The following is a 20,289-nucleotide window of genomic DNA, read 5'->3' on the forward strand; positions in this document are numbered from 1 at the left end:
GACAGGGCGGGCAACCGCGTCGATGGCGGCTATAAAGACGCACGTCGCCAGATGCACGGATCGCGGCCATGTGAGTGTGCTTCTTCGCGAACGCTTGGTGACGCGACTCGGCCGGGGCAGGTGGCGCAACCAGGATCTCGAGCAGGTGCGCAGCCCGAGGCGAGCGTAGGGCTGGGACGATGATCCGGTGGAAGAGCTGATTTCTCTGTTGGGCCACCGTGTTCGCCTCGTCGACCTGACACACCGTCTCGGACCGTCGCCGAGCGAGCCGGTACCCCCGTGGCTGGAGGCACAGACGCATGAGGAAGGCGCCGAGGTGTGGGAGGGCATGTTCGGCATCCCACGTGGGGCTCTGCCAGGCGGACGGGGTTTCGCCGGTGAGATGCTGCACCGGCTGTCCACGCACGCGGGTACCCATGTGGACGCGCCGTGGCACTACGCGCCGACAGCAGGCGGTGCACCTGCCGCCACCATCGACCGTGTGCCGCTCTCGTGGTGCGTCGGTGACCTGGTGGTGGTGGACGTGTCGGACCTGCCCACCGGGCACCTGATCGGCCGAGACGAAGTGGTCGAGCGCCTTGCGGGCATCGCACCCGATCTGCAGGCGGGCGCTGTGGTGGCGTTCTACACGGGCGCGGAGCGGCTCTGGGGTGATGAGAAGTTCTGGGAGACCGGGTGTGGTCTGGGACGTGAAGCGGTGCTGGCGCTGCTCGAGCGTGGCGTGCGGACCATCGGTACCGACGCCTGGAGCTTGGACCGGCCATATCCGCTGATCGGCGCGGAGTGGCAGCAGCGGCGCGATCCGGCGGCGCTGTGGCCCGCGCACTTCGCTGGCATCGAGCAGCCTTATCTGCAGATCGAGAAGCTGGCCAACCTCACGGCGGTGCCTGCGATCGGGGCCACCATCCTCGCGTTCCCGATCAAGGTTGAGTGCGGCAGCGGAGCGTGGACGCGAGCCGTAGCTCTAGTCGCAGAGCCAGGCGAGCGCTGAACCACCACGGAGCCGCAGTGCGGTTGCGCACTGTGCGTGGGTCGTCTTCGGGCGCGGACGCGCTTTGTGCGTCGGGGACGACCCAGCACCGGGGCCGTCGACGGATCTCCTGAGCCGCTGCCCCCTGCCCGGTCGGGCAGATTCGTATGGCGGCGTCGGCGATGCTCGTGCCGTGAACCAGCTGCCCGACGCCGTCGTGGCCTCGCGGCCGACCGCCACCGTCGGCTGCTACACCGTCCCGGATAGCGATCCGCTTGTGGGTACGTGAGACGCCCAGGTCAGGGAAGGAGATCCCAGTACTGCTTACGGGCCGGCATGGCGTGGATGACCGTCTCGTCGCTGCTCTCAAAGATCAGGACGACGGTCTCGAGTAGGCGGGCCTGGGTGTCGAAGCCGAGCCGTAGTTCGCGGTGCGGCCAGTCCTCGTCGTCAATCGGTTCGACCCAGAGCGGCCAGTCGGCTGCTTGAACTGCGTCCTCTGGAAGCACTCCGTGTTTGAGTGCGCTGTCGTGGACCTTCACGCCGCAGAGCCGGCGAGCGCCCTGCGAATTGCTTCGGATCTCGAGATGTGTTCGCGCTCGGCGATCGCGTCGACCGCAGCGAGTTCCTCCGCTGTGAGGCGTACTGCAACGACCTGCATCGGCTCGGCGCCACGTCCGGGCCGACCGCGTCCGCGGCGCTTCATCTCCTCGACGTCGTAGCCAACTTCGGCCTCGTCCGCCCATTGCTGGATCTGCTCTTCGCTCACCATAGCCATAATCGTATTACGAAAAGCGGATCGGCGGAAACAGGGCAAGCCACGGGACTTGCGGACCGGGCACGAAGGGCAGTCGCTGGTGGGGTCGGGTTCGGCCCGACGCCCGAGCCCACCACATCCCGTGGCGTGGCCGGGCCAACCCCCTTTGGGAGGTGCGCCATGAGCGCCCTACTTGTCGGGTACGCCCGATGCTCCACCGATCAACAAGACCTCACCGCACAACGTGACGGCCTAATAGGCCTGGGTGTCGAGGCCGAGCGGATCTATGTCGACCATGGCCTGACCGGCACCAACCGCGAACGCCCCGGACTCCGCGAGGCGCTCGCCGCCTGCCGCGCGGGAGACACCTTGGTTGTCACCAAGCTCGACCGTCTCGCCCGATCCCTGCCCGACGCTCGCGCGATCGCCGACGAGCTCACCACCCGGCAGATCAGCCTCTCGCTCGGCGGGTCGGTCTACGACCCGACCGACGCCGTCGGACGGCTGCTGTTCAACGTCCTGGCCATGGTCGCCGAGTTCGAGTCCGACCTGATCCGCTTACGCACGGTCGAGGGCATGAAGGTCGCGAAGGCCAAGGGTCGACTCAAGGGCAAGCAGCCCAAGCTGAGCCGCAAGCAGGAGGCGCACCTTGTGTCGCTGGTGCACAGCGGCGAGTACAGCACCTTGGAGGTAGCCGAGCTGTTCGGCGTCGGACGCTCCACCGTCTACCGCGCCATTGAGCGCCAACGCACCGCTGCGAAGGCAGAACTCGCTGACGCCTCCTCACGACGCTGACCGCCACCTCGTCGGCGTCCCACAACCGAATACCTCGCGGGACGCCGACGAGCCGAACTCAGCGCAGCCGCTCACGCATCCCGCCACTTCCGTAAGCGGTTCCCGCTGCGGTCATTCCATGCGTGGGTATGCGACGCCGGCAGCGCCGCGTTGGTCGACGTACCTCGAGGCGAGGATGGCTGGGCTACGAGTGGTCGATTGACCCGGGCGACGCGGTGGCGTGGATTGCAACTTGGCTCACGTCCATTTGACATGCGCGGTAGGATTCGCGTGATTTGCTACGCATTGGAAGTGAGTTCAACACTGTGCCATCATCATTCCGGCCTGCATCTCCGCCCCAGTGTTCCGCCTCGACCGATCGACGTCGGGAGGACCTTACGAGACCGTCAGGAGCAGTGTCGATGTCCTTTTCGATCCGGCCAGTCAGGCAGCGCCAGTTGCCTGCGAGGATGGCAGTACTCATCGGCACCCGGACAGAGCTTGCCGCGCCGCTGATCGCGGACCGCCATTGCCTATCAGCGGCCGGGCGCGCTCAGAGTCTTGCTCTCAGCCTGTGAGCGCAGTCGACGTCGCTCTTGTGGCGATCGGGCTGGTCATCTTGGTCGGTGGCGGTGAGCTTCTGGTGAGGGGGGCATCGGATCTCGCGGCTCGTGTCGGCCTCTCCTCGCTGGTCATCGGGTTGACGGTGGTGGCCTTCTCCACGTCGTCGCCAGAGATGGCCGTCACTGTCGGCGCGGTCTTGGAAGGGCAACCCGACCTGGCGGTCGGCAACGTTGTGGGCAGCAACATCGTGAACGTCCTACTGATCCTGGGTGCCTCCGCGCTGCTCCTACCGTTGACGGTGCGCGCACAGTTGATTCGTCTGGACGTGCCGGTGATGGTCGGGGTGTCAATGTGCTTGTTGCTGCTGTCGCTGGACGGCCGCCTGAGCCTTGCTGACGGGTTCTTTCTGGTCACGGTGATAGTCGTCTACACCGCGGTGTCGGTCGTTGTGGGGCGACGCAGTGCGCCGTATGTCCGCGAGTCAACAGTGGGCGAGAAGGAACGACCGGTGTGGCTGCTCCTCCTGGCGGTGCTCGGCGGGGTGGCGCTGTTGGTCGTCGGAGCGCAGCTGCTGGTCGAGGGTGCGGTCGGCATCGCTGAGGGGTTTGGGGTGAGTGGCCTGGTGGTCGGGCTCACGGTGGTTGCGGTAGGTACCTCGCTCCCTGAGCTGGCGACGTCCCTCATTGCTGTTCGACGCGGTGAGCGCGACCTGGCGGTCGGCAACATCGTCGGCAGCAACATCTTCAACATCGCTGCTGTGCTGGGCGTCGCCGCCTTGGTGGCCGATGACGGGGTACCGGTCGCAGACGCGGCCGTGGCCCTCGACATCCCGCTCATGATCGCCGCAGCGGTCGCGCTGCTGCCCGTGGCTTTCACCGGGATGGCCATCGCCCGTTGGGAGGGCGCGCTGTTCGTCGGGTTGTACGCCGCGTTCACCGCTTACGTGGTGCTGGCAGCCACCGAGCACGACGCGCTCGGGGGCTTCACGGCCGTGATGATCTGGTTCACCTTGCCGTTGGTCGCGATCACCTTGGTCGTCCTCGGGGCCTACGAGATTGGTCGGCGTCGCGCGGCTCGCGAGCCGCTGGCGCCGTCCTGAGGCTCCGGATGTCCGACGAGCGTCACGACCCGAGGAGGCCGACGTGCTGCTCGCCCTGAGCGCCTTGACGGTCTTGGCCGTCCTGGCTCCGCTCCTTGCCCGCTTGGGCTTGGGCCGGGAGCTCGGCTACGTGTTCGCCGCTGGTTTCGCGGGGGTCGCGATCCTGATCGCGTTCCACGTGCCGCAGATCCTTGACGGGGGCACGGTCGAGACCTCCATGGACTGGTTGCCGTCGTTGGGGGTCTCGTTCGCCCTGCGGCTCAACGGACTCTCGTCGCTGTTCGCGTTGATGGTGCTCGGCGTAGGCGCCTTGATCATGGCCTACTGCCCTCGCTACTTGAGCTCGCACGATCCCCATGGGGCCATCTACGGACTGCTCACGCTGTTCGCGGCCGCCATGCTGGGGCTGGTGCTTGCCGCCGATGTTGTGCTCCTCTTCGTGTTCTGGGAGGCCACCACCTACTGTTCCTTCCTGCTGCTCGGGCTGGCCGGGGGCCGGGCCACCCGGCCGGCCCGGCGGGCTCTGCTGATCACCGCAGCCGGCGGTCTGGCCCTGCTGGTAGCCGTGGTGCTCCTCACCGTGGTCACCGGGAGCACGGCAATCAGCGACATCCTGGCCGACCGCGAGGTGATCCTCGCGTCACCGCTGGCATTGCCGATCGGCGCCCTGATCGCGTTCGCCGCGTTTACCAAGTCGGCCCAGGTGCCGCTGCATTTCTGGCTACCCGGTGCGATGGTGGCGATGACCCCGGTCAGCGCCTTCCTGCATGCGGCGACGATGGTCAAGGCCGGTGTGTACCTGCTGATGCTGGTCTCGCCCATCTTCTCGGGCGTGCCCGCATGGTCGGCGCTCCTGGTCTCGATCGGATTGACCTCGGCGTTGTGGGGCGCCTTCATGGCCCTGCGCCAGCACGATCTGAAGGCCATCCTCGCCCACTCGACCGTCAGCCAGCTCGGGCTGCTGGTTGCCGCCATCGGCGTCGGCACCCCGATCGCTCTTGCCGCCGCTATGCTCCACACCATCGCCCACGCGCTGTTCAAGGCGACGTTGTTCATGCTCGTCGGAATCATCGACAAGGAGGCAGGTAGTCGCGACATCCGGGAGCTGTCCGGGCTGTGGCGGGTGATGCCGGTGACCGCGACGATGACAGCGCTGGCCGGACTCTCGATGGCCGGCATCGTGCCGATGCTCGGCTTCGTGAGCAAGGAATACCTCTTCCAAGGAATCTTCCAGGCCGACTTCGCCCCAGCGGCGGGGCTGGTCGCCGGCTCGATCGCAGTCGCCGCATCGGCGCTGACCACGGCCTACGGGCTGCGCATCGTCTACGGCGCTTTCGGCGGCAGCACTCACCAACCCGGCCTCTACGAGCCGTCGCCGGCGTTCCTGGCCCCTGCGGCGATCGCGGCGTTGGCCGGGTTGGTCCTGGGCGCCGGCATCGACTTGCTGAACCCGCTCGTGGCACGAGCCGGCGCCGATGTCGTGCCTGGCGAGCCATTGGGGGCGTTCCAGTTCTGGCACGGACTCAGTCCTGAGATCGTCATGTCCGTCATCGCATTCAGCTCTGGGCTGATGCTCTTCCTGCGTCGACACCAGGTGGACCGACTGCTCGACCGGGTCGTGGTTCCCGACGCCGGGGCAGCGTTCGACCGGGCCCACGCCGGACTGATTGCGTTCGGATACCGGGTCGGGCAGCCGGACCGCGCGGGCGGGACGATGAGCCACCTTGTCCGGCCCCTTGGTGGCGTCGTTTTTCTCGCGGCAGTCGGATTCGTGACGCTGCGCAACCTCCCGCCGGTGCGACCCGCCGACACGGTGGGTGACTGGGTGGTGGTCGGCCTGTTCGCTCTCGGCGTCGCGGCCGCCGTGGTCGCCCGTGACACCCTCGCGGCCGTTGCTGCGCTCGGGTTCGTCGGCTTGCTGATGGCGGCCCTGTTCGTGACCGCTGGCGCGCCGGACGTCGCGCTGACTCTCGTGCTGGTCGAGGTGTTGACCGCCGTCGTCGTGGTCTGGGTGCTGCGTCGGCTGCCGGCGCGGTTGCCCACCGGGGACGGGCCGCGAGTGCCGTGGTCGGTGCTGCTCGCGCTCGCCTGCGGGCTCGCCGCCGCATCGGCGACGTACGCCCTGACCGGGCGGCGAGGTCCGTCAACCGCCTCGTCGTTCTTTCTCGACAACGCCGAGGCGGCGACCGGAGGCACCAACGTGGTCAACACCATCCTGGTGGACTTCCGGGCGATGGACACCCTTGGCGAGGCAGTCGTTCTCGGCGCGGTCGCGCTCGGGCTGCTCGCTCTGCTCGGCTCCACCGCCGCAGATGATCACACCCCGGAGCCACCCGCCGACGCCGACCATCTCAGCGCCGCCGCATCGGTGTTCCTCCAAGTGAGCGCACGGCTGGTCGTGCCGGGCGCGGCGCTGGTGGCTGCCTACCTGCTCTACGTCGGCCACGACGCCCCCGGCGGAGGATTCATCGCCGCCCTCGTCGCAGGCGCCGCGGCCGCGACCCACCAGATCGCACACGGACGGCTACCGAGGTGGTCGCGACCTGAGCTGCTAGTCGGGAGTGGGATCTTGGTCTCCCTCGGCACCGGACTGCTGGCGAGCGCCAAGGGCGAGGCTGTGCTGGCGCCGTTCAAGCTGCCCGGACTGGACGCGGTCGGTGTCGGCTCGGCACTGCTGTTCGACATCGGTGTCATGCTCATGGTCCTCGGTATGCTGACGGCCGCCCTCGACCGCTTCGCGGCGCGCACCCACCGGCCCGAGTCGTCAAGGGTGCACCCGTGACCGCGGCGATCATCGTCGGCCTGCTGGTGGCCGGCGGGGTGTGGTTCCTCGCACAGCCCGGGCTCCTGCGCGTGATCCTCGGATTCGTGCTCCTGGGCCATGGCGTCAACGTGCTGTTGCTGGCGTCGGGTGGTCTCGATCGCCGCCGGGCGCCCTTCGTCGGCGATGGTGCCGGGGACCCCGCCGCCTTGGCGGACCCGCTGCCCCAGGCCTTCGTCCTGACCGCCGTGGTGATCACGTTCGGGGTCAGCGTCTATCTGCTGGCGATCCTGCGCGCGGAGTCCGTCGAAGACCCGGACGTGAGCGCAGCAGATGACATGGACGAGACGGACGAACCGAGCGCGGGTCGATGAGCCCGATGCTGCTGGCGCTGCCGGTCTTCGCTCCCTTGGCAGGCGTCGGAATGGTCCTGCTCCTGTCCCGACGCGGCGCGGGCTCGGCGGGTGCCCCGCCAAGGATCGCTCGAGCGGTCGGGTGGGGCGTCACGGTCGTTGTGCTGGTGGCGTCCATGGTGTTGCTGACCTCCGCCCTCGACGGGGACATAGCGACCCTGCGGCTCGGGGGCTGGCCGTCCGGCATCGCGATCGTGCTCGTCGCCGATGTCCTCGGCGCCCTCATGATGGCGGTCACGTCGCTGCTGGTGCTGCTGAGCCTCGTTTTCGCGGCTGCGACAGGCGAGGACGACGGCCACTTCGTCGCGTTGGCCCTGGTGCTCTCCACCGGTGTGTACGGCGCGATGCTCACCGGCGACCTGTTCTCGTTGTTCGTGTTCGTCGAGGTGATGCTGGTTCCGAGCTACGTGCTCCTGATCCGATCCGGAGGGCGGCGTCGGCTGGCGGCCGGACAACGCTACGTCAGCGTCAACCTGCTCGCCTCCACCCTGTTCCTGGCTGGCGTCGGCCTGCTCTACGGCGTCACAGGCACCGTCGACCTCGGCGAGCTGGCAGGTGCTGCCCGCAACCCGGCGGCTGCGCTCGCGACCGCAGTGGTGCTGTTGGCCCTGGGGATCAAGGCCGCGATCGTGCCCCTGCACAGCTGGCTCCCGAGCAGCTACGCCGTAGCCGGCCCCGCCGTGGTCGTACTCTTCTCCGGTCTTCTCACCAAGGTTGGTGTCTATGCGCTGTTCCGGATCTATGCCGTCGTGTTCGACGGCGACCGACGCTGGTTGTGGATCTTCCTCGTCCTCGGGCTGCTCACCATGGTGGTCGGCGTCCTCGCTGCACTGGGGGAGCGCTCCGTTCGATCTGTGTTGACCTTTCACATGGTCAGCCAGATCGGCTACATGCTGCTCGGCCTGGGGTTGTTCACCACCGCCGGGTTGGCGGCCGGCATCTTCTTCCTCGTCCAGTACGTCCTGGTCAAGGCAGCGCTACTGATGTGCGCCGGCGCCATCGAGGTCCGCCACGGCACCGACGAGCTGCGTCTCTTGGGCGGAATCGGCCGCACGGAACCCGTGCTCGCGGGGGCATTCGGGATCTCCGCACTGGCACTGGTCGGTGTCCCGCCGCTCTCCGGCTTCGTCGCCAAGCTGAAACTCGTGCAGGCAGCCGTCGCCGAGCACCAGTACGCCGCAGTGGCAGCGGTGGCGGTCGTCAGCCTGCTCACCTTGGTCTCGATGCTGAAGTTGTGGAACGCCATCTTCACCCAGCCCGAGCCCCAGCCCGAGTCCCAGCCCGTGACGAGACCGGGTGCTGGCCCGTCGACCGAAGCAACGATCATGGTGGTCGCGTCGCGCTCTGGTCCGATCCTGCCCCCGGCCGGTGCGATCGCGTCGCGGCCGCTGCTGCTGGCCCCCGCGGTCGTCCTGGCCGGGGTGGCGGTGTCGCTCGGCCTCGCTGCGGAGCCGCTGCTCGTTGTCTGCGAGCGGGCGGCCGATGGTCTGGTCGACGTCGGAACGTATGTCGAGGCGGTGACCTCGCCATGACCGGGGCCCGTGCTCCTCGTCCTGTCCGCATGGCTCTGTTCGTGGTGGTCTACGGGTGGCGCTACCTGAAGGCCAACGTGCAGGTCGCAGCGACCATCCTGACGGGCCGGCCCCGGCTCGCGCCGGCCCTGGTCGAGGTGCGGCTGCGGTGCCGGACCGACGCAGAGGTGGCCGCCTACATGGGCTTGATCACCCTGACTCCCGGCACTATGGCCGTCTCCCTCAGTCCTGACCGCACGCGGCTGATCGTGCACGGCATGCACGCCTCCGACACGACGGCATTTCGCGCAGACCTGGCGCGGCTCGAGGCGGAGCTGCTTGACGCCGTCCGCCGGCTGGAGCGGGGCGGCACGGCCCCCAACGGAATGGAAGAAGGGTGAGTGGCGTGGAGCCGTCTCTGGGCTCGGTGCTGGACCTTGCGCTGTTGGTGCTCGCAGGCACGCTCGTCACGGCCATGGTGCGGATGGTGCGCGGCCCCACCGACGCCGACCGGGCACTGGCGGCCGACGTTGGCTTCGCGGTTCTCATCGCCGCCGTGGCGCTCCTGGCGGCGCGACTCGACGAGCCGACCCTCTACAGCCTCGTCATGGTGGCAACCCTGGCCGGATTTCTCACCACCGTCGCGCTTGCGCGGCTGGTCGATCGGCGTTCGCCGTGAGTGCCCAGGAGCTGGCCGCTGGAGTGCTGGTGCTCGTGGGCGTCGCGCTGTTCGCGAGCGCCGCGGTAGGACTGCTGTGGCTGCCCGACGTATACGCCCGAATCAACGCGGCCGCGAAGGCCGCCGGACTTGGCGTGGTCAGTGTGTTGCTCGGTGTCCTGATCCTCGACCCGAGTCCGGCCTCGGTGATCACTCTCAGCCTCGCGATCGTGCTACAGCTGCTCACCGTGCCTATTGCCGGCATCGCCATCGCCGAGGCGGCCTGGCTCTCGAGAGCCCCTCGGACACCAAGCACCCAGGACGAGCTCGAATCTCCACCCTGAAGGTCGTGCAGCCCGTGAGGGGCGAGTTGGTGGTCGACGAGCGAGTGGGCCAGCGCGGGAACTGACGTAGCCACGCTCGCGGAGTGCCGTGATGACTTGGCCGTCAATCGCTGACCTGGGTCAGGTTGGGTAACGACAGCCGAGTCCTTTCGGCGGCCAGGACGGAGGGCACGATTTTGAACGAACCAGAGTTCGTGATAACGTTGTCGCATGTGGGCTTGGGGGGTCCATCGCTGGATGAGACGCTCCTGATGCGTTGAACGTGCCCGGCTCGGGCTTCACTCCGGTGGCGGCTCGACCCGTTGATCCGGTTCCCGGCCGGCGCCCGCGCCTACTGCGACGGTGGTGATCTGCATGGTTGACCTTCGTGTCCTCGGCTGGCGAGCGATCCGGTCTCGTCGGTGGTCTGCTCGTGTCCTTGGTGTTGGGCGGGGATGGACCTGACATGAGCACAGACGAAGTTCTGATGGTCGCCGTGGGCTGGGTGCTCTTCGGGCTCGCCGTCGGGCTGTGGATGGCTCGTCGCGGACACGACCCCAGGTGGGCGGTCATCGCGGTGGCGTTCGGTCCGATCTTCGTCCCGATCGCGTTCGAGCGGGTCGAACGGCGTCCCCGTCTGGTCGTGCCGGGCCCGGCGTCACCCGGACAGGAGGCTGAGGCCGCGGACGGGCCCCGGGTGCTAATCGGTCTGGATGGCTCGGTGGAGGCGCAAGCGGCTCTCGACCGGGCGAACGATCTCCTCGGGTCTCATCTCGGACTGCTCGTGCTGGCGGAGGTGGTGTGCCACGACGCGACCGAGGATGCCAGCTACGCAGACATCGATGCCGCAACGCATCGGTTGAGGTCGTCAGCCGCACGGGTCCGCGGCGTCGGTGGCCAGGTAGGTTTCGCGGTGTTGGCCGGTCCGCCTGGTGAAGCCCTGCTGTGGTTTGCCGAGGACCGGGGCATGGATCTGATCGTGGTGGGACGCCGGGGTCGTGGACTGTCCACACGCCTGCTCGGCAGCGTCTCGTCGTGGTTGGTTCGCCACTCCCGTCTGCCGGTCCTGGTGGTCGAGTCTCGCTCACAGGCAGGCCGCGCCCGCTGGCAACGGCAGCGGCCGGGGGGTGCTCGTCGAGGTCGCTTGGGGTAGGCCGCTTGGGATGGGGGCGACCGGTGACCCCCTGGATTGGCGCGTGGGCTGCGTCCCGAGGCCGGCGCGCGTCTCTCGACTTGATCTGTCCGTGCAGCGACGTCCCGCTGGCATGATGAGATTTCTCCGACCCACGACAAGCCGCCCGATACGCTGGCAGGCTTCTGGCGCCGCTCAGTGCTCTCGCGGCCCCTGTGGTCATTGAAGGCCTTTCGCCGATGATGCGGTGGCAAGTGCGTCGTCGCACGGCGGCACCGTCAAGCCGATCCACGGCGCACCCCTTTGCAGCAGTCCGTATTCCGCCGCACCATCCTCAACCCCTGGTTTCGAGTCGTCCTCAGGTCGAATCCTTCCGTGCCGAACCCTTGAAAACGATGACGAAAGCATGAATACTGGTTCGTGCAATGGGGAGTATCCCCGTGGCGGGCTTCGTCAACACGGTGCCAACGGCTCCCGGAGCCCGGTCCCGCCAGGGACGGGAGAGACCATCCGCAGCGAGACGTAGGAACGGCTCGCCGAGATTCGGGTGGCGTCCATGATGTTCAAGATTCAGATCTCCGGTCGGACCCAAGGGGCGTGGCCAACCTGGTTCGCCTCTCCAGATGGTCGTCTCGTCAGTGCGGTCCGACGCATGGTCGTAGCGAGCAAACCGCGGACGCCCCGCCAGCGGTGGATGTGACCGCCCCGGCGAGCGGCTCCGTCATCCTTGGCGTCACTGGCGGGCGAGGGCCGAGAGGGGTACTGCGATGGCCTGGACCCTGATGGCGTGGGCCGTCGTCCTCCTGCACCTGGCGTTCCTGGTCTTCCAGATGCTCGGCGCCCTGCTTGCCCTCGTGTCGCAGGTGTGGTTCGTCCCGCACCTCGCCGTGGTGTCGTGGGGGGTCGGCATCGTCATCACTCAGGGCAGCTGTCCCCTGACGGTGCTCGAGAAGGACCTGGTCGAACGCGCCGGTGGCACGCCGTACTCCGGTTCCTTCCTCGACCACTACGTCTTCGGGATCCTGCTCCCCGACGGCACCCAGACCTTCGTGTACGCGACCCACCTGGTGGTCATCCTCGCGACGTACGCCTACGTGGTGTTGCGGCTCCGACGGCGTGCGGAGCAGGGTGCCGGCGAACGAGCCGCGACGGCGAGCGCGAGCTCACCAGGAGCCGAGCCCGGGTGATGGACACCGCGCTGGCGGACCGCCCGGCAGCGCCCGGTCCCGCGAATCGGCCCGGTCGTTCGTACGACGAGCGCGTCACCACGCGTGTCCTGTGGCTGACCTGTGCGGCTGTAGTGGCGGTTCGCTCGGTCTTCGTGGCCCAGCCGATTCGTTCCGATGAGGGTGGGTACCTGCATGCTGCGCGCCACTGGGCGCCGGGCGAGGGCGAGTTCATCTACGGCGACTTCCACGTCGACCGGCCGCCGTTGCTGATGGCGTTCTTCCGCCTGGCGGCCCTGTGGGACACCGACGCGGCGATCCGGGTCATCACGATCCCGGTGGTCGTGGCGATCGTGCTGGCGACCGCTCGCGCCGCCGGCCTGCTGGCCGGCCCGGTCGCGGCGAGGTGGGCAGCGGTGGTGACGGCGGCTCTGATGTGCTCCCCGGCGCTGGCGGCCGATCAGGCCGACGGCGTGATGTTCGCGCTCCTCTTCGTCACGGGTAGCATCGCCGCGATTCTGCACGGTTGGCGAGCCGGTGACCTCCGCACGACCGTCGGCTGGGGGCTGGTCGCCGGTGTGCTCGCTGCCGCTGCGCCGTTGGCGAAGCAGAACTTCGTCGACGCGTTCGCCTTCGCCGGGGTGCTGATCGCGGTCTCGGCGCTGCGGCATCCGGGGTCTCGGACGCGGCTCGGCACGCTGGCCGCCGGCTTCGGTGCGGGCACCGTCGTCGTCGTCGCAGCGCTGGCGGCGTGGGCCCACCTCAAGGGGGTCGCGATGGACGTGATGTGGGAGGACGTGATCGCCTTCCGTGTCGAGGCGGGACAGGTGCTGGCCGCGTCCCACCACTCGGCACCGATGGAGCGCGCTCGGCTCCTCGTGCTCGCCGCCGTGGCCAGTGCGGCTGTGCCTGTCGTGATGACCTGGCTGGTTGGGTTGCTGCGTCGGCCTCGCCCTCTCGCGGCCGAGCAGTGGGCATTGCTCGCCCTGCTCGGGTGGAGCGCGATCGGCATCGTGGTCGGGGGGAGCTACTGGCTGGACTACCTGCAGGCGTTGGCTCCCGCTGCGGGCCTCGCGGCGGGTCTGGTGAGCGCCGGCCGTGGCGCCGAGCGGCGGCTGATGCGCGGCTTGGCGCTGTGGGCGGCGGTCGCGTCGCTGGGGGCAGTGGCCACCACCACGCTCGCCTACCAGGTCTCGCCGCGGCTGTGGTACCCCCAGCTCATCGGCGGGTGGGTGGCCGACTCCGCCGAGGAGGGCGACACGATGGTGGTCGCGTACGGGAACTCGCAGGTCGTGGAGGCGGCCGACCTGCCCACTCCCTACCCCTACCTGTGGAGCCTGCCGATGCGGACCCTCGACCCGGACCAGCAGCGCCTCGAGCGCCTGCTCGACGGACCCTCGCGGCCGACCTGGTTCGTCGTGTTGAACGGGGTGAACTCGTGGGACATCGATGACGACGGCCGACTCCGCTCCATGATCGAGGAGCACTACGAGCCGGCCGGCACGATCTGCGGGTACAACGTCCTGGTCCGCGCCGACGTCGAACGGCGACTCGCCGACGCTCCGAACTGCGGCAGCAGCCAGTGGTGAGCTCCAGTGGTGAGGTCAGCTGGCAAGGGTGCCGGCGAACACCTGCCAGGACAGCGCTGACTTCGCGACGAGGCTGAGCAGGATGTAGACCCGTTCGCCGAACAGGTAGTCGCGCCACCGTCCGAGGCCGCGGTACTGCAGCCATTGGTTGAGGGCGAAGACGTTGAAGAAGGCGAAGAGCGACACGAAGATGCCGTAGACGAAGGCGGGCGGCTCGGCCCCGGAGGTGGACTGCGGTGACACCAGGTAGACCGTGATCGCGAGCCACGGCACGATCCCGGCGGCACACCCGAAGATGAACGGCAGCCAGCCGCGCGAGCCCGGGTCCTCGTAGTGCTCTTGGAGCCACCCGAACAGGATCATCGAGGCGTTGACGCCGAACAGCGCCAGCAGGGCCGCGACGTCGGAGATCCCGACTAGCTGGGCGATCAGCACGATCATCAGCGACGAGGACACGGAGTACTCGATCCAGCGAGCCCGGTTGCGGCGTCGGGCGAGGTCGGCCCGGTAGCCGGCCCCCCAGGTGGTGGTGACGACGACGTGGGCCAGCGCGGACAACAGGAGGAACGCTGCCACCGCGGCACCGGTTGGGACGTCGAAGAGAACGACCTGCTCCTCCGGCGTCGTTCCGGGTGGGCCGGCGAGGTAGGTCCCGGTGACCGGGAGTGCGAAGCTGGTGGCCAGGGCGAGGACCGCGACGGCCTGGGCGAGGTGGAGCACGGCTGCTACCAGGTTGTCGCGTCGCAGTTTCGGAGCCAAAGGCTTCCACCTCGGGAGCAAGCGGATCGGGAGATGCTTCGCGGTGCTGGCCGGACATGGTCGCTCCTCGTGTGCGGGACTTGACTTCCGAAGTGTGCTTCGTGAATACTGTAGCGCATGAGGGGAGTACCCCACCCTCGCTGACATCGACAGTTCGACCGGCCCTGCCCGGTCCGGTGCGGCGGTCGCCAGGTCCACGGACCGGGCGGCGGGGGAGACCTCCAACGTCACGCTCGGCTGTTGGTCGAGTGGTCACGCTGGAGGTATAGCTGTCATGGATGTTCCCTTCTGGGCCTGGGCGGCGGTGCTGGGCGTCATCGTCGTGATGCTGGCGATCGACCTGTTCGCCCACCGCACCGCTCACGTCGTCGGTGTCAAGGAGGCTGCCGCCTGGTCCGCGGTCTGGGTCAGCCTCGGCCTGACGTTCGGCGGCATCGTCTGGTGGGCCTACGGCGCCCAGGCCGGCGGCGAGTACTACGCCGGGTACCTGATCGAGAAGTCGCTGGCGGTCGACAACGTCTTCGTCTTCGCGCTGATCTTCACCTACTTCGCCGTGCCGCGGGAGTACCAGCACCGGGTCCTGTTCTACGGCGTCCTCGGGGCACTGGTCTTCCGGGCGATCTTCATCGCCGGTGGCGCGGTCCTGATCGAGAACTTCGCCTGGATCCTCTACCTCTTCGGCGCCTTCCTCGTATACACGGGCTGGAAGATGTTCCGCCACCGCGACGACCAGATGGACCTCTCGCGCAACAAGCTGCTGGCACTGGCCAAGAGGAAGATCCCCTCGACGGAGGAGTACCACGGGCAGAAGTTCTGGGTGAAGCAGGCGGGCAAGTGGGTGGCCACGCCGCTGTTCTTCGTCCTCATCATGGTCGAGACCACTGACATCATCTTCGCCGTCGACTCCATCCCCGCGATCTTCGCCGTCACCCAGGACCCGTTCCTGGTCTTCACCAGCAACGCCTTCGCCATCCTGGGCCTTCGAGCGATGTACTTCCTGCTCGCCGATCTCATCGACCGCTTCATCTACCTCAAGGCCGGCCTCGCCGCGATCTTGGTCTTCGTCGGCATCAAGATGCTGCTCCTCGACGTCTACAAGGTTCCGATCTGGCTCTCCCTCGGCGTGATCGCCAGCTGCATCGCCGTTGCGGTCATCGCCAGTCTCCGCGCGACTCGTGACCAGGCCACCGTCGCCCCCCACGCGACGCCGGCCCACGCGTCCGACGAGGACGAGGTGCTGCGATGAGCCCCCGCACGCGTCCCAAGGCGGGCGGTTCGCCGGTGGCGCTGAGGACCAGGGACATCGCCGACCTGGCGATCACCTCCGGCTTTCCGTGCATCTCGGTCCTCCTGCCGACGAAGCCGTCCCCGCGCATGACCAGGGAGGACCGGTCGAGGTTGGACGACCTGGTCCGAGACGTGGAACACACGCTCGCCGAGCGTGGCGTGATGAACCGGTCCGCGCTGCTGGACAAGCTGGCCGAGCAGGTCGACCGCGCGGGAGACCAGCCGACCGACCTGGGGCTGTGCATCTACGTGAACCGGGCCGTCGCCCGCTCGTTCCGGCTGCCACAGTCGGTGACCGCCCGGGCGGTGGTGGAGAGCACCTTCGCCACTCGGCCGCTCATCGCGGCCCTGCACCGCATGCCACCCCACGCCGTGCTGCTGCTACACCCCACGTGCGCCCACCTGTACGCCTCCGAGGACGGCGGCCTGCGCCCAGTGGGACGGTCCGAGCCGTTTGGCTCGGGGCGGCCGATCCGGGTGCCGGGTGCCGGACAGCCGGGCGCCGCCGAGGCCCGAACGGAGCTGATGGCCAGGTTCCTGCGCAAGGTCGACCGGATGCTGGGCGACTACCGGGCCGACCACCCGAGCCCGCTCGTGCTGGTGGGTCCGCCGCGGTTGCTCGAGGAGTTCTGCTCCCTCAGTGCCAATCTGGAGCGGCTCGCCGGGCGGGTTGATGACCGCGACTGCGCCACGGCCCTCGACCTGGCCCTGGCCGGCATCACGTCCGTCGAGGCGTACCTGCGGACACGACGCGACGACGCACTCGCGCTGCTGCGCCAGGCAGAGTCGGATCGACCCACGGACGTGGCCTCGGGCATCGAGCAGTGCTGGCGGGCCCTCGGGCGACGCCTGCCCGCGATGCTGCTGGTCGAGGAGAACTTCATCAGTCCAGGCACGACGGCACCCGGACGCGGGGCTCCTGCGAACTCCTCAGGGAACGCCTCCGGGGATGCCTCCGGGGCCGGCGACGTGCATGACTTGGTGGACGACCTGATGGAGCAGGTGATCTTGATGGGCGGCCAGCTGGCGCTGGTGGCCGACGGCGACCTCGCGAACCATGACCGGATTGCGCTGGTCCTGCGGCGCTAGTGCCAACCTTGACACCGCAGCACGATTCACGTAATCTGATGCGTAAGAAACCCTTGAAGGGGAGTACCCCACCAACCGGCCATCGTCACTCCGGTCGTCCTGCGACCCGGTGGCCGACCACACCTCCCGGGGTGTGGCGGGGAAGACCTTCCGACCACTGTCGGGAGGCATTCTCCGTGAATACTCAGCTACTTCGTGACCGGCTGAAGGATCGGCGCCGTCCGCCCGGGCGGGTCGGCCCTGCGGGGTGGCGGCGATGACGGCCCTGACCGCGACCCGGACCGAGCTGCTGCGGCGTCGCTCGGCGATCGCCTTCGCGGCCCAGGGCCGTGACCTTCTGGTCGACAAGCGGATGGCCCTGGTGCGCGAGTTGCACCGTCTCGACGCAGACGTGTCCGCCCAGCGTGAGGCCGCCGCCGTCCTCGCCCGGGAGGCTCGCGCGCTGCTCGACGAGAGCACCGCCGACGAGGGCCCGGCCGCCGTCGCGGCGGTCGCGTCGGGTGCGGCCAACGGCGTCGTCGCCGAGCGCGAGGACCGCATGGTGGTCGGCGTGCGGGTCGTGACGGTGCAGGCCAACGACCTGCGACGGACGGCCGAGGAGCGCGGCGCGGCACCGGTGCTGGTGGCCCCGTCGATCGAGGCGGCGGCGGAGGCCTACGAGCGGTACCTCGAGCACGTCCTGCGCTTCGTGGCCCTCGAGGCCACGGTGCGCCGGCTCACCGAGGAAGTGGCCCGCACCACGCGCCAGGTCAACGCGCTCGAGAACCTCGTCATCCCCGGACTCGAGGAGGAGGCCGCCCACATCACCGCGGTCCTCGAGGAGCGCGAGCGTGAGGAGCACTCCCGCCTGAAGCGGGCGCGGGAGCGACGTCGCGTCCCGCAGGACCGACCGGCACCGGACCATCCTCCCGTGCCGCGACCCGACGAGGAGGAACGGCGATGACGCAGATGCAGGATCCGGCCGCGATGCGCCAGGTGCGCGAGCTAGAGCGGCTTATCGAGGCCCGTCTCGAGGAGGCGCGGCAGAGCAACGCCCGCGTTGTCGCGGCCCGGGAGCAGGCGGAGCTCCTCGTGGGGGAGTTCGCCGCGGAAGCCGCCGCGGAAGCCGACCGCCTGTCCGCGCGTATCTTGCAGGAGGCACGCGAATGGGTACAGGCCGACGAGGCCGAACAGCAGCGGATCGGCGTCGAGGTGACGCAGCGGGCCGTGCGCCTGCGGGAGGAGCTCGTCGCCGCCACCGTCGCCGCCGTCCTGACCGTCGCCCCGACCGTGACCCCGCCCGTGGCCCCGACCGTGGCCCCGACCGTGGCCCAGCGGGCCGACCGGACCCCGAAGGCGAGCCGATGATCCGCCGACTGCACCACGTCCAGCTCCTGGGCCGACGCGAGCAGCTGCTCGAGACGGTCGAGTCGCTCCAGCGAGCCGGGGTCGCCGAGGTGACGCCATCCGGGGCGCCGACCGGCAGTGCGGACAAGGCTGCGGACCCGGTTGCAGACCCGGCTGCGAACAAGGGTGAGGACCGTATGGCCAGGCGGGACCTGCTGGCCCGGGTGCAACGCCTGCTGGAGTGGGCGCCGTCAGATGCCTCGTTGGCACGCGAGTCGCCACGCCGGAGCGCGGACGCCGCACCGGTGGACCCGCGCGACGCCGACGTCAACATCGCGACGCTCGAGCTCGAGGTCGAGTCCCTGCGCGGGGCCCAGGCCTCGCTGGAGGAGGAGCGCGACGCGCTGGCGCGCTACGTGGACGTCCTCGCCCAGCTCGAGACCCTCGTGCCGGAGCTGACCTCGCTCTCCGATGCCGAGCTCGAGCTGCTGGGACTGGCGATGACCGCGCTGGTGCTCGACGACCCGGCCGGGGCCGTGGTCGGACTGCTCGAGACCCAGCTGCGGCAGCTCGCCGGCAACGGGTTCATGCTCCGCAGTACGGACGCCGGCCGCGCCCGCGGCTGCCTCCTGGTGGTGGCCCGCGACCGGCTGCCCGAGGTCCTCGGTCTCATGGGCGCGGATGAGATCAGCCGGGTCGAGGTACCCGAGGACTACGCCCACCTGTCCCTGCACACCACGCTCGTGCGGATGCGCGCCCGGCTCGTCGACCTCCAGGCCGACCTCGACGCCGTCCGCGCCGACCTCGACGCGCTCTGGCTCCGCGAGGCCCCCGGGCTGCGCGCCGCCGCGCGTGCGCTGCTCGTGCTGACCGAACGCGACGCCGCGGTCGCGGCCGCCGCGCTCTCCGAGCGCACCTTCCTCCTGCGCTGCTGGGTGCGGGCAGACCGTCGCCGCGAGGTGCGCGAGCAGCTCGACCGCGACGGCCTCGCCGACGTGGCCGTCGTCGACGCCCCGGCGGGCGAGGTCCCCGGCCCCTCCCCGGTGGAGCTGACCGGACGCGCCGCATGGTCCCCCTACCGCCGCCTGGTCGGGTTCCTCTCCTGGCCCTCCCCGAACGGGCTGGACCCGACCGGACTGATGGCGATCTTCTTGCCGTTCCTCTTCGGTGTCATGGTCGGCGACGTCGTCTACGGCGCCGCGCTCGCCGGCATCGGCTGGTGGCTGCGCCACCGGGCACGCACGCACGACCGCGGCGGTGTGGAAGGCGGGGTGATGGACGACGCCGGCCGCGTCCTGATCGCCGGCGGTGCGTGGGCGGTGCTGTGGGGCGTGATGTTCGGCGAGGCGCTCGGCAGCCTCGGCAACATGTGGGGGATGCCGGCGCTGTGGTTCTACCGCGGCGGACCCGAGGCCCTCGAGCCCCTCCTGCTCTTCGCCGTCGCCCTCGGCTGGTCCCACATCGTGCTCGGCCTGACCCTCGGCCTGGTGACCGCGCTGCGCCGTGGCGACCGGCACCGCACCCTCGAGGTGGGCGGCACCCTGGCCGTCCTGCTCGGCGCGACCGCGGCCATCGCGGCCACCATCCTGAACGCCCCCTCGTGGGTCACCCTCGCCGCGCTGGTCCCCGCCGTCGTGGGACTCGTGGCCACCAGCTCCGTGCACGGCCCCATCGGCGCCCTCCTCGGCCCACTCGAGCTCATCGGCACGGTCGGCAACGTCTTGTCCTACCTCCGGGTCGCCGCGGTGGGACTCGCCTCGGTCTACCTCGCCAACGTCGCCAACGAGCTCGCCACCGAGCTGCCCCTCCTCATCGGACTGTTCGTCGCCGTCCTGCTGCACCTGCTCAACCTGGGTCTGGCGGCGTTCAGCCCGATGGTCCAGGCCCTGCGACTGCACTACGTCGAGTTCTTCAGCAAGTTCCACGACGGCGAGGGCCAGGCCTTCCAACCCCTCGGCGCCCACGGGGCCCTCAACCCCCGCGCACTCCTGACCCCACCCCGCGACCGACCGCTCGGCCCACTCCTCACCCCAACCTTCGACCCGGTCGGCGTCCCGCCGCACGGCACCACCAACGGCGTCCGCATCGCCGACGCCACCCACGAAAGGTGA

At 69.3% G+C, this 20,289-nt stretch carries 20 protein-coding genes; 17 read left to right on the plus strand and 3 right to left on the minus strand.

The genetic code is table 11. The features are described from left to right. Positions 1-187 precede the first annotated feature (187 nt). On the plus strand, positions 188-991 hold the full coding sequence (locus AC57BS_RS01640; protein WP_084622976.1) for a cyclase family protein: 804 nt from the start codon (positions 188-190) through the stop codon (positions 989-991). Between the two features lie 278 nt (positions 992-1,269). Here the strand turns inward: AC57BS_RS01640 and AC57BS_RS01645 are convergent, their stop codons facing one another. Both AC57BS_RS01645 and AC57BS_RS01650 read right to left on the minus strand, forming a co-directional pair. After that, the gene (locus AC57BS_RS01645; RefSeq protein WP_493825626.1) at positions 1,270-1,512 is read right to left on the minus strand and encodes a hypothetical protein; all 243 of its coding nucleotides are present in this window, start codon (positions 1,510-1,512) and stop codon (positions 1,270-1,272) included. Next, positions 1,509-1,742, minus strand: coding sequence for a ribbon-helix-helix protein, CopG family (locus AC57BS_RS01650; RefSeq protein ID WP_493825627.1), 234 nt, complete (start codon positions 1,740-1,742; stop codon positions 1,509-1,511). Before AC57BS_RS01650 ends, AC57BS_RS01645 begins: the two co-directional genes overlap by 4 nt. Before the next feature lie 165 nt (positions 1,743-1,907). Here AC57BS_RS01650 and AC57BS_RS01655 point away from each other — a divergent pair, with 165 nt between their 5' ends. The 11 genes from AC57BS_RS01655 (at position 1,908) to AC57BS_RS01705 (ending at position 13,717) form a co-directional block, all read left to right on the plus strand. Then, a complete protein-coding gene (locus tag AC57BS_RS01655) occupies positions 1,908-2,522 on the plus strand; it encodes a recombinase family protein (RefSeq protein WP_496409782.1) in 615 nt (204 codons plus the stop codon). 553 nt (positions 2,523-3,075) lie between these two features. Next, positions 3,076-4,164, plus strand: a complete 1,089-nt coding sequence (locus tag AC57BS_RS01660; RefSeq protein ID WP_068324862.1) for a calcium/sodium antiporter — start codon at positions 3,076-3,078, stop codon at positions 4,162-4,164. A gap of 43 nt (positions 4,165-4,207) precedes the next feature. Then, positions 4,208-6,946: a hydrogen gas-evolving membrane-bound hydrogenase subunit E gene (mbhE, locus tag AC57BS_RS01665; protein ID WP_496409783.1), complete on the plus strand. Its 2,739-nt coding sequence runs from the start codon at positions 4,208-4,210 to the stop codon at positions 6,944-6,946. Then, the gene (locus AC57BS_RS01670; protein WP_068324860.1) at positions 6,943-7,299 is read left to right on the plus strand and encodes a sodium:proton antiporter; all 357 of its coding nucleotides are present in this window, start codon (positions 6,943-6,945) and stop codon (positions 7,297-7,299) included. The genes mbhE and AC57BS_RS01670 overlap by 4 nt, the downstream gene beginning before the upstream one ends. Then, on the plus strand, positions 7,296-8,870 hold the full coding sequence (locus AC57BS_RS01675) for a monovalent cation/H+ antiporter subunit D family protein (protein ID WP_496409784.1): 1,575 nt from the start codon (positions 7,296-7,298) through the stop codon (positions 8,868-8,870). The genes AC57BS_RS01670 and AC57BS_RS01675 overlap by 4 nt, the downstream gene beginning before the upstream one ends. Beyond that, entirely contained in the window at positions 8,867-9,250 is a 384-nt protein-coding gene (locus AC57BS_RS01680; RefSeq protein ID WP_496409785.1) for a Na+/H+ antiporter subunit E, read from the plus strand. The genes AC57BS_RS01675 and AC57BS_RS01680 overlap by 4 nt, the downstream gene beginning before the upstream one ends. Positions 9,251-9,255: 5 nt before the next feature. Next, positions 9,256-9,528 carry an MrpF/PhaF family protein gene (locus AC57BS_RS01685; protein WP_496409786.1) on the plus strand — a complete coding sequence of 91 codons (273 nt, stop codon included), beginning with the start codon at positions 9,256-9,258 and terminating at the stop codon, positions 9,526-9,528. Further along, complete coding sequence (gene mnhG, locus AC57BS_RS01690) at positions 9,525-9,851, plus strand: monovalent cation/H(+) antiporter subunit G (protein ID WP_068324857.1); 327 nt, start codon at positions 9,525-9,527, stop codon at positions 9,849-9,851. Before AC57BS_RS01685 ends, mnhG begins: the two co-directional genes overlap by 4 nt. 445 nt (positions 9,852-10,296) lie before the next feature. Then, complete coding sequence (locus AC57BS_RS01695; protein ID WP_068324856.1) at positions 10,297-10,983, plus strand: universal stress protein; 687 nt, start codon at positions 10,297-10,299, stop codon at positions 10,981-10,983. A gap of 746 nt (positions 10,984-11,729) precedes the next feature. Then, positions 11,730-12,149, plus strand: a complete 420-nt coding sequence (locus AC57BS_RS01700) for a DUF2784 domain-containing protein (protein ID WP_496409787.1) — start codon at positions 11,730-11,732, stop codon at positions 12,147-12,149. 134 nt (positions 12,150-12,283) lie between these two features. Continuing rightward, on the plus strand, positions 12,284-13,717 hold the full coding sequence (locus AC57BS_RS01705) for a glycosyltransferase family protein (RefSeq protein ID WP_496409788.1): 1,434 nt from the start codon (positions 12,284-12,286) through the stop codon (positions 13,715-13,717). A 15-nt stretch (positions 13,718-13,732) separates the two neighbouring features. On the opposite strand, the gene heR is transcribed toward AC57BS_RS01705, so the two are convergent. After that, positions 13,733-14,476: a heliorhodopsin HeR gene (heR, locus tag AC57BS_RS01710; protein WP_229856319.1), complete on the minus strand. Its 744-nt coding sequence runs from the start codon at positions 14,474-14,476 to the stop codon at positions 13,733-13,735. A 274-nt stretch (positions 14,477-14,750) separates the two neighbouring features. Here heR and AC57BS_RS01715 point away from each other — a divergent pair, with 274 nt between their 5' ends. From AC57BS_RS01715 to AC57BS_RS01735, 5 genes are all read left to right on the plus strand, one after another. Further along, positions 14,751-15,722, plus strand: a complete 972-nt coding sequence (locus tag AC57BS_RS01715) for a TerC family protein (RefSeq protein WP_068324852.1) — start codon at positions 14,751-14,753, stop codon at positions 15,720-15,722. After that, complete coding sequence (locus AC57BS_RS01720; protein ID WP_169701887.1) at positions 15,719-16,852, plus strand: baeRF3 domain-containing protein; 1,134 nt, start codon at positions 15,719-15,721, stop codon at positions 16,850-16,852. Before AC57BS_RS01715 ends, AC57BS_RS01720 begins: the two co-directional genes overlap by 4 nt. A gap of 256 nt (positions 16,853-17,108) precedes the next feature. Beyond that, positions 17,109-17,795 carry a V-type ATP synthase subunit D gene (locus tag AC57BS_RS01725; protein WP_496409789.1) on the plus strand — a complete coding sequence of 229 codons (687 nt, stop codon included), beginning with the start codon at positions 17,109-17,111 and terminating at the stop codon, positions 17,793-17,795. Next, the gene (locus tag AC57BS_RS01730) at positions 17,792-18,199 is read left to right on the plus strand and encodes a hypothetical protein (protein WP_068324849.1); all 408 of its coding nucleotides are present in this window, start codon (positions 17,792-17,794) and stop codon (positions 18,197-18,199) included. The genes AC57BS_RS01725 and AC57BS_RS01730 overlap by 4 nt, the downstream gene beginning before the upstream one ends. Continuing rightward, a complete protein-coding gene (locus AC57BS_RS01735) occupies positions 18,196-20,289 on the plus strand; it encodes a V-type ATP synthase subunit I (protein ID WP_068324848.1) in 2,094 nt (697 codons plus the stop codon). The genes AC57BS_RS01730 and AC57BS_RS01735 overlap by 4 nt, the downstream gene beginning before the upstream one ends.

Source organism: Nocardioides sp. BGA-UO-ETr-FS32 (genome assembly GCF_059567905.1).

Bases quoted from the DNA above. Each gene is read 5' to 3' on its own strand.
- AC57BS_RS01650 (WP_493825627.1), bottom strand. From the start codon at position 1,742: ATGGTGAGCGAAGAGCAGATCCAGCAATGGGCGGACGAGGCCGAAGTT.
- AC57BS_RS01655 (WP_496409782.1), top strand. From the start codon at position 1,908: ATGAGCGCCCTACTTGTCGGGTACGCCCGATGCTCCACCGATCAACAA.
- AC57BS_RS01675 (WP_496409784.1), top strand. From the start codon at position 7,296: ATGAGCCCGATGCTGCTGGCGCTGCCGGTCTTCGCTCCCTTGGCAGGC.
- AC57BS_RS01680 (WP_496409785.1), top strand. From the start codon at position 8,867: ATGACCGGGGCCCGTGCTCCTCGTCCTGTCCGCATGGCTCTGTTCGTG.
- AC57BS_RS01695 (WP_068324856.1), top strand. From the start codon at position 10,297: ATGAGCACAGACGAAGTTCTGATGGTCGCCGTGGGCTGGGTGCTCTTC.
- AC57BS_RS01700 (WP_496409787.1), top strand. From the start codon at position 11,730: ATGGCCTGGACCCTGATGGCGTGGGCCGTCGTCCTCCTGCACCTGGCG.
- AC57BS_RS01715 (WP_068324852.1), top strand. From the start codon at position 14,751: ATGGATGTTCCCTTCTGGGCCTGGGCGGCGGTGCTGGGCGTCATCGTC.
- AC57BS_RS01720 (WP_169701887.1), top strand. From the start codon at position 15,719: ATGAGCCCCCGCACGCGTCCCAAGGCGGGCGGTTCGCCGGTGGCGCTG.
- AC57BS_RS01725 (WP_496409789.1), top strand. From the start codon at position 17,109: ATGACGGCCCTGACCGCGACCCGGACCGAGCTGCTGCGGCGTCGCTCG.
- AC57BS_RS01730 (WP_068324849.1), top strand. From the start codon at position 17,792: ATGACGCAGATGCAGGATCCGGCCGCGATGCGCCAGGTGCGCGAGCTA.
- AC57BS_RS01735 (WP_068324848.1), top strand. From the start codon at position 18,196: ATGATCCGCCGACTGCACCACGTCCAGCTCCTGGGCCGACGCGAGCAG.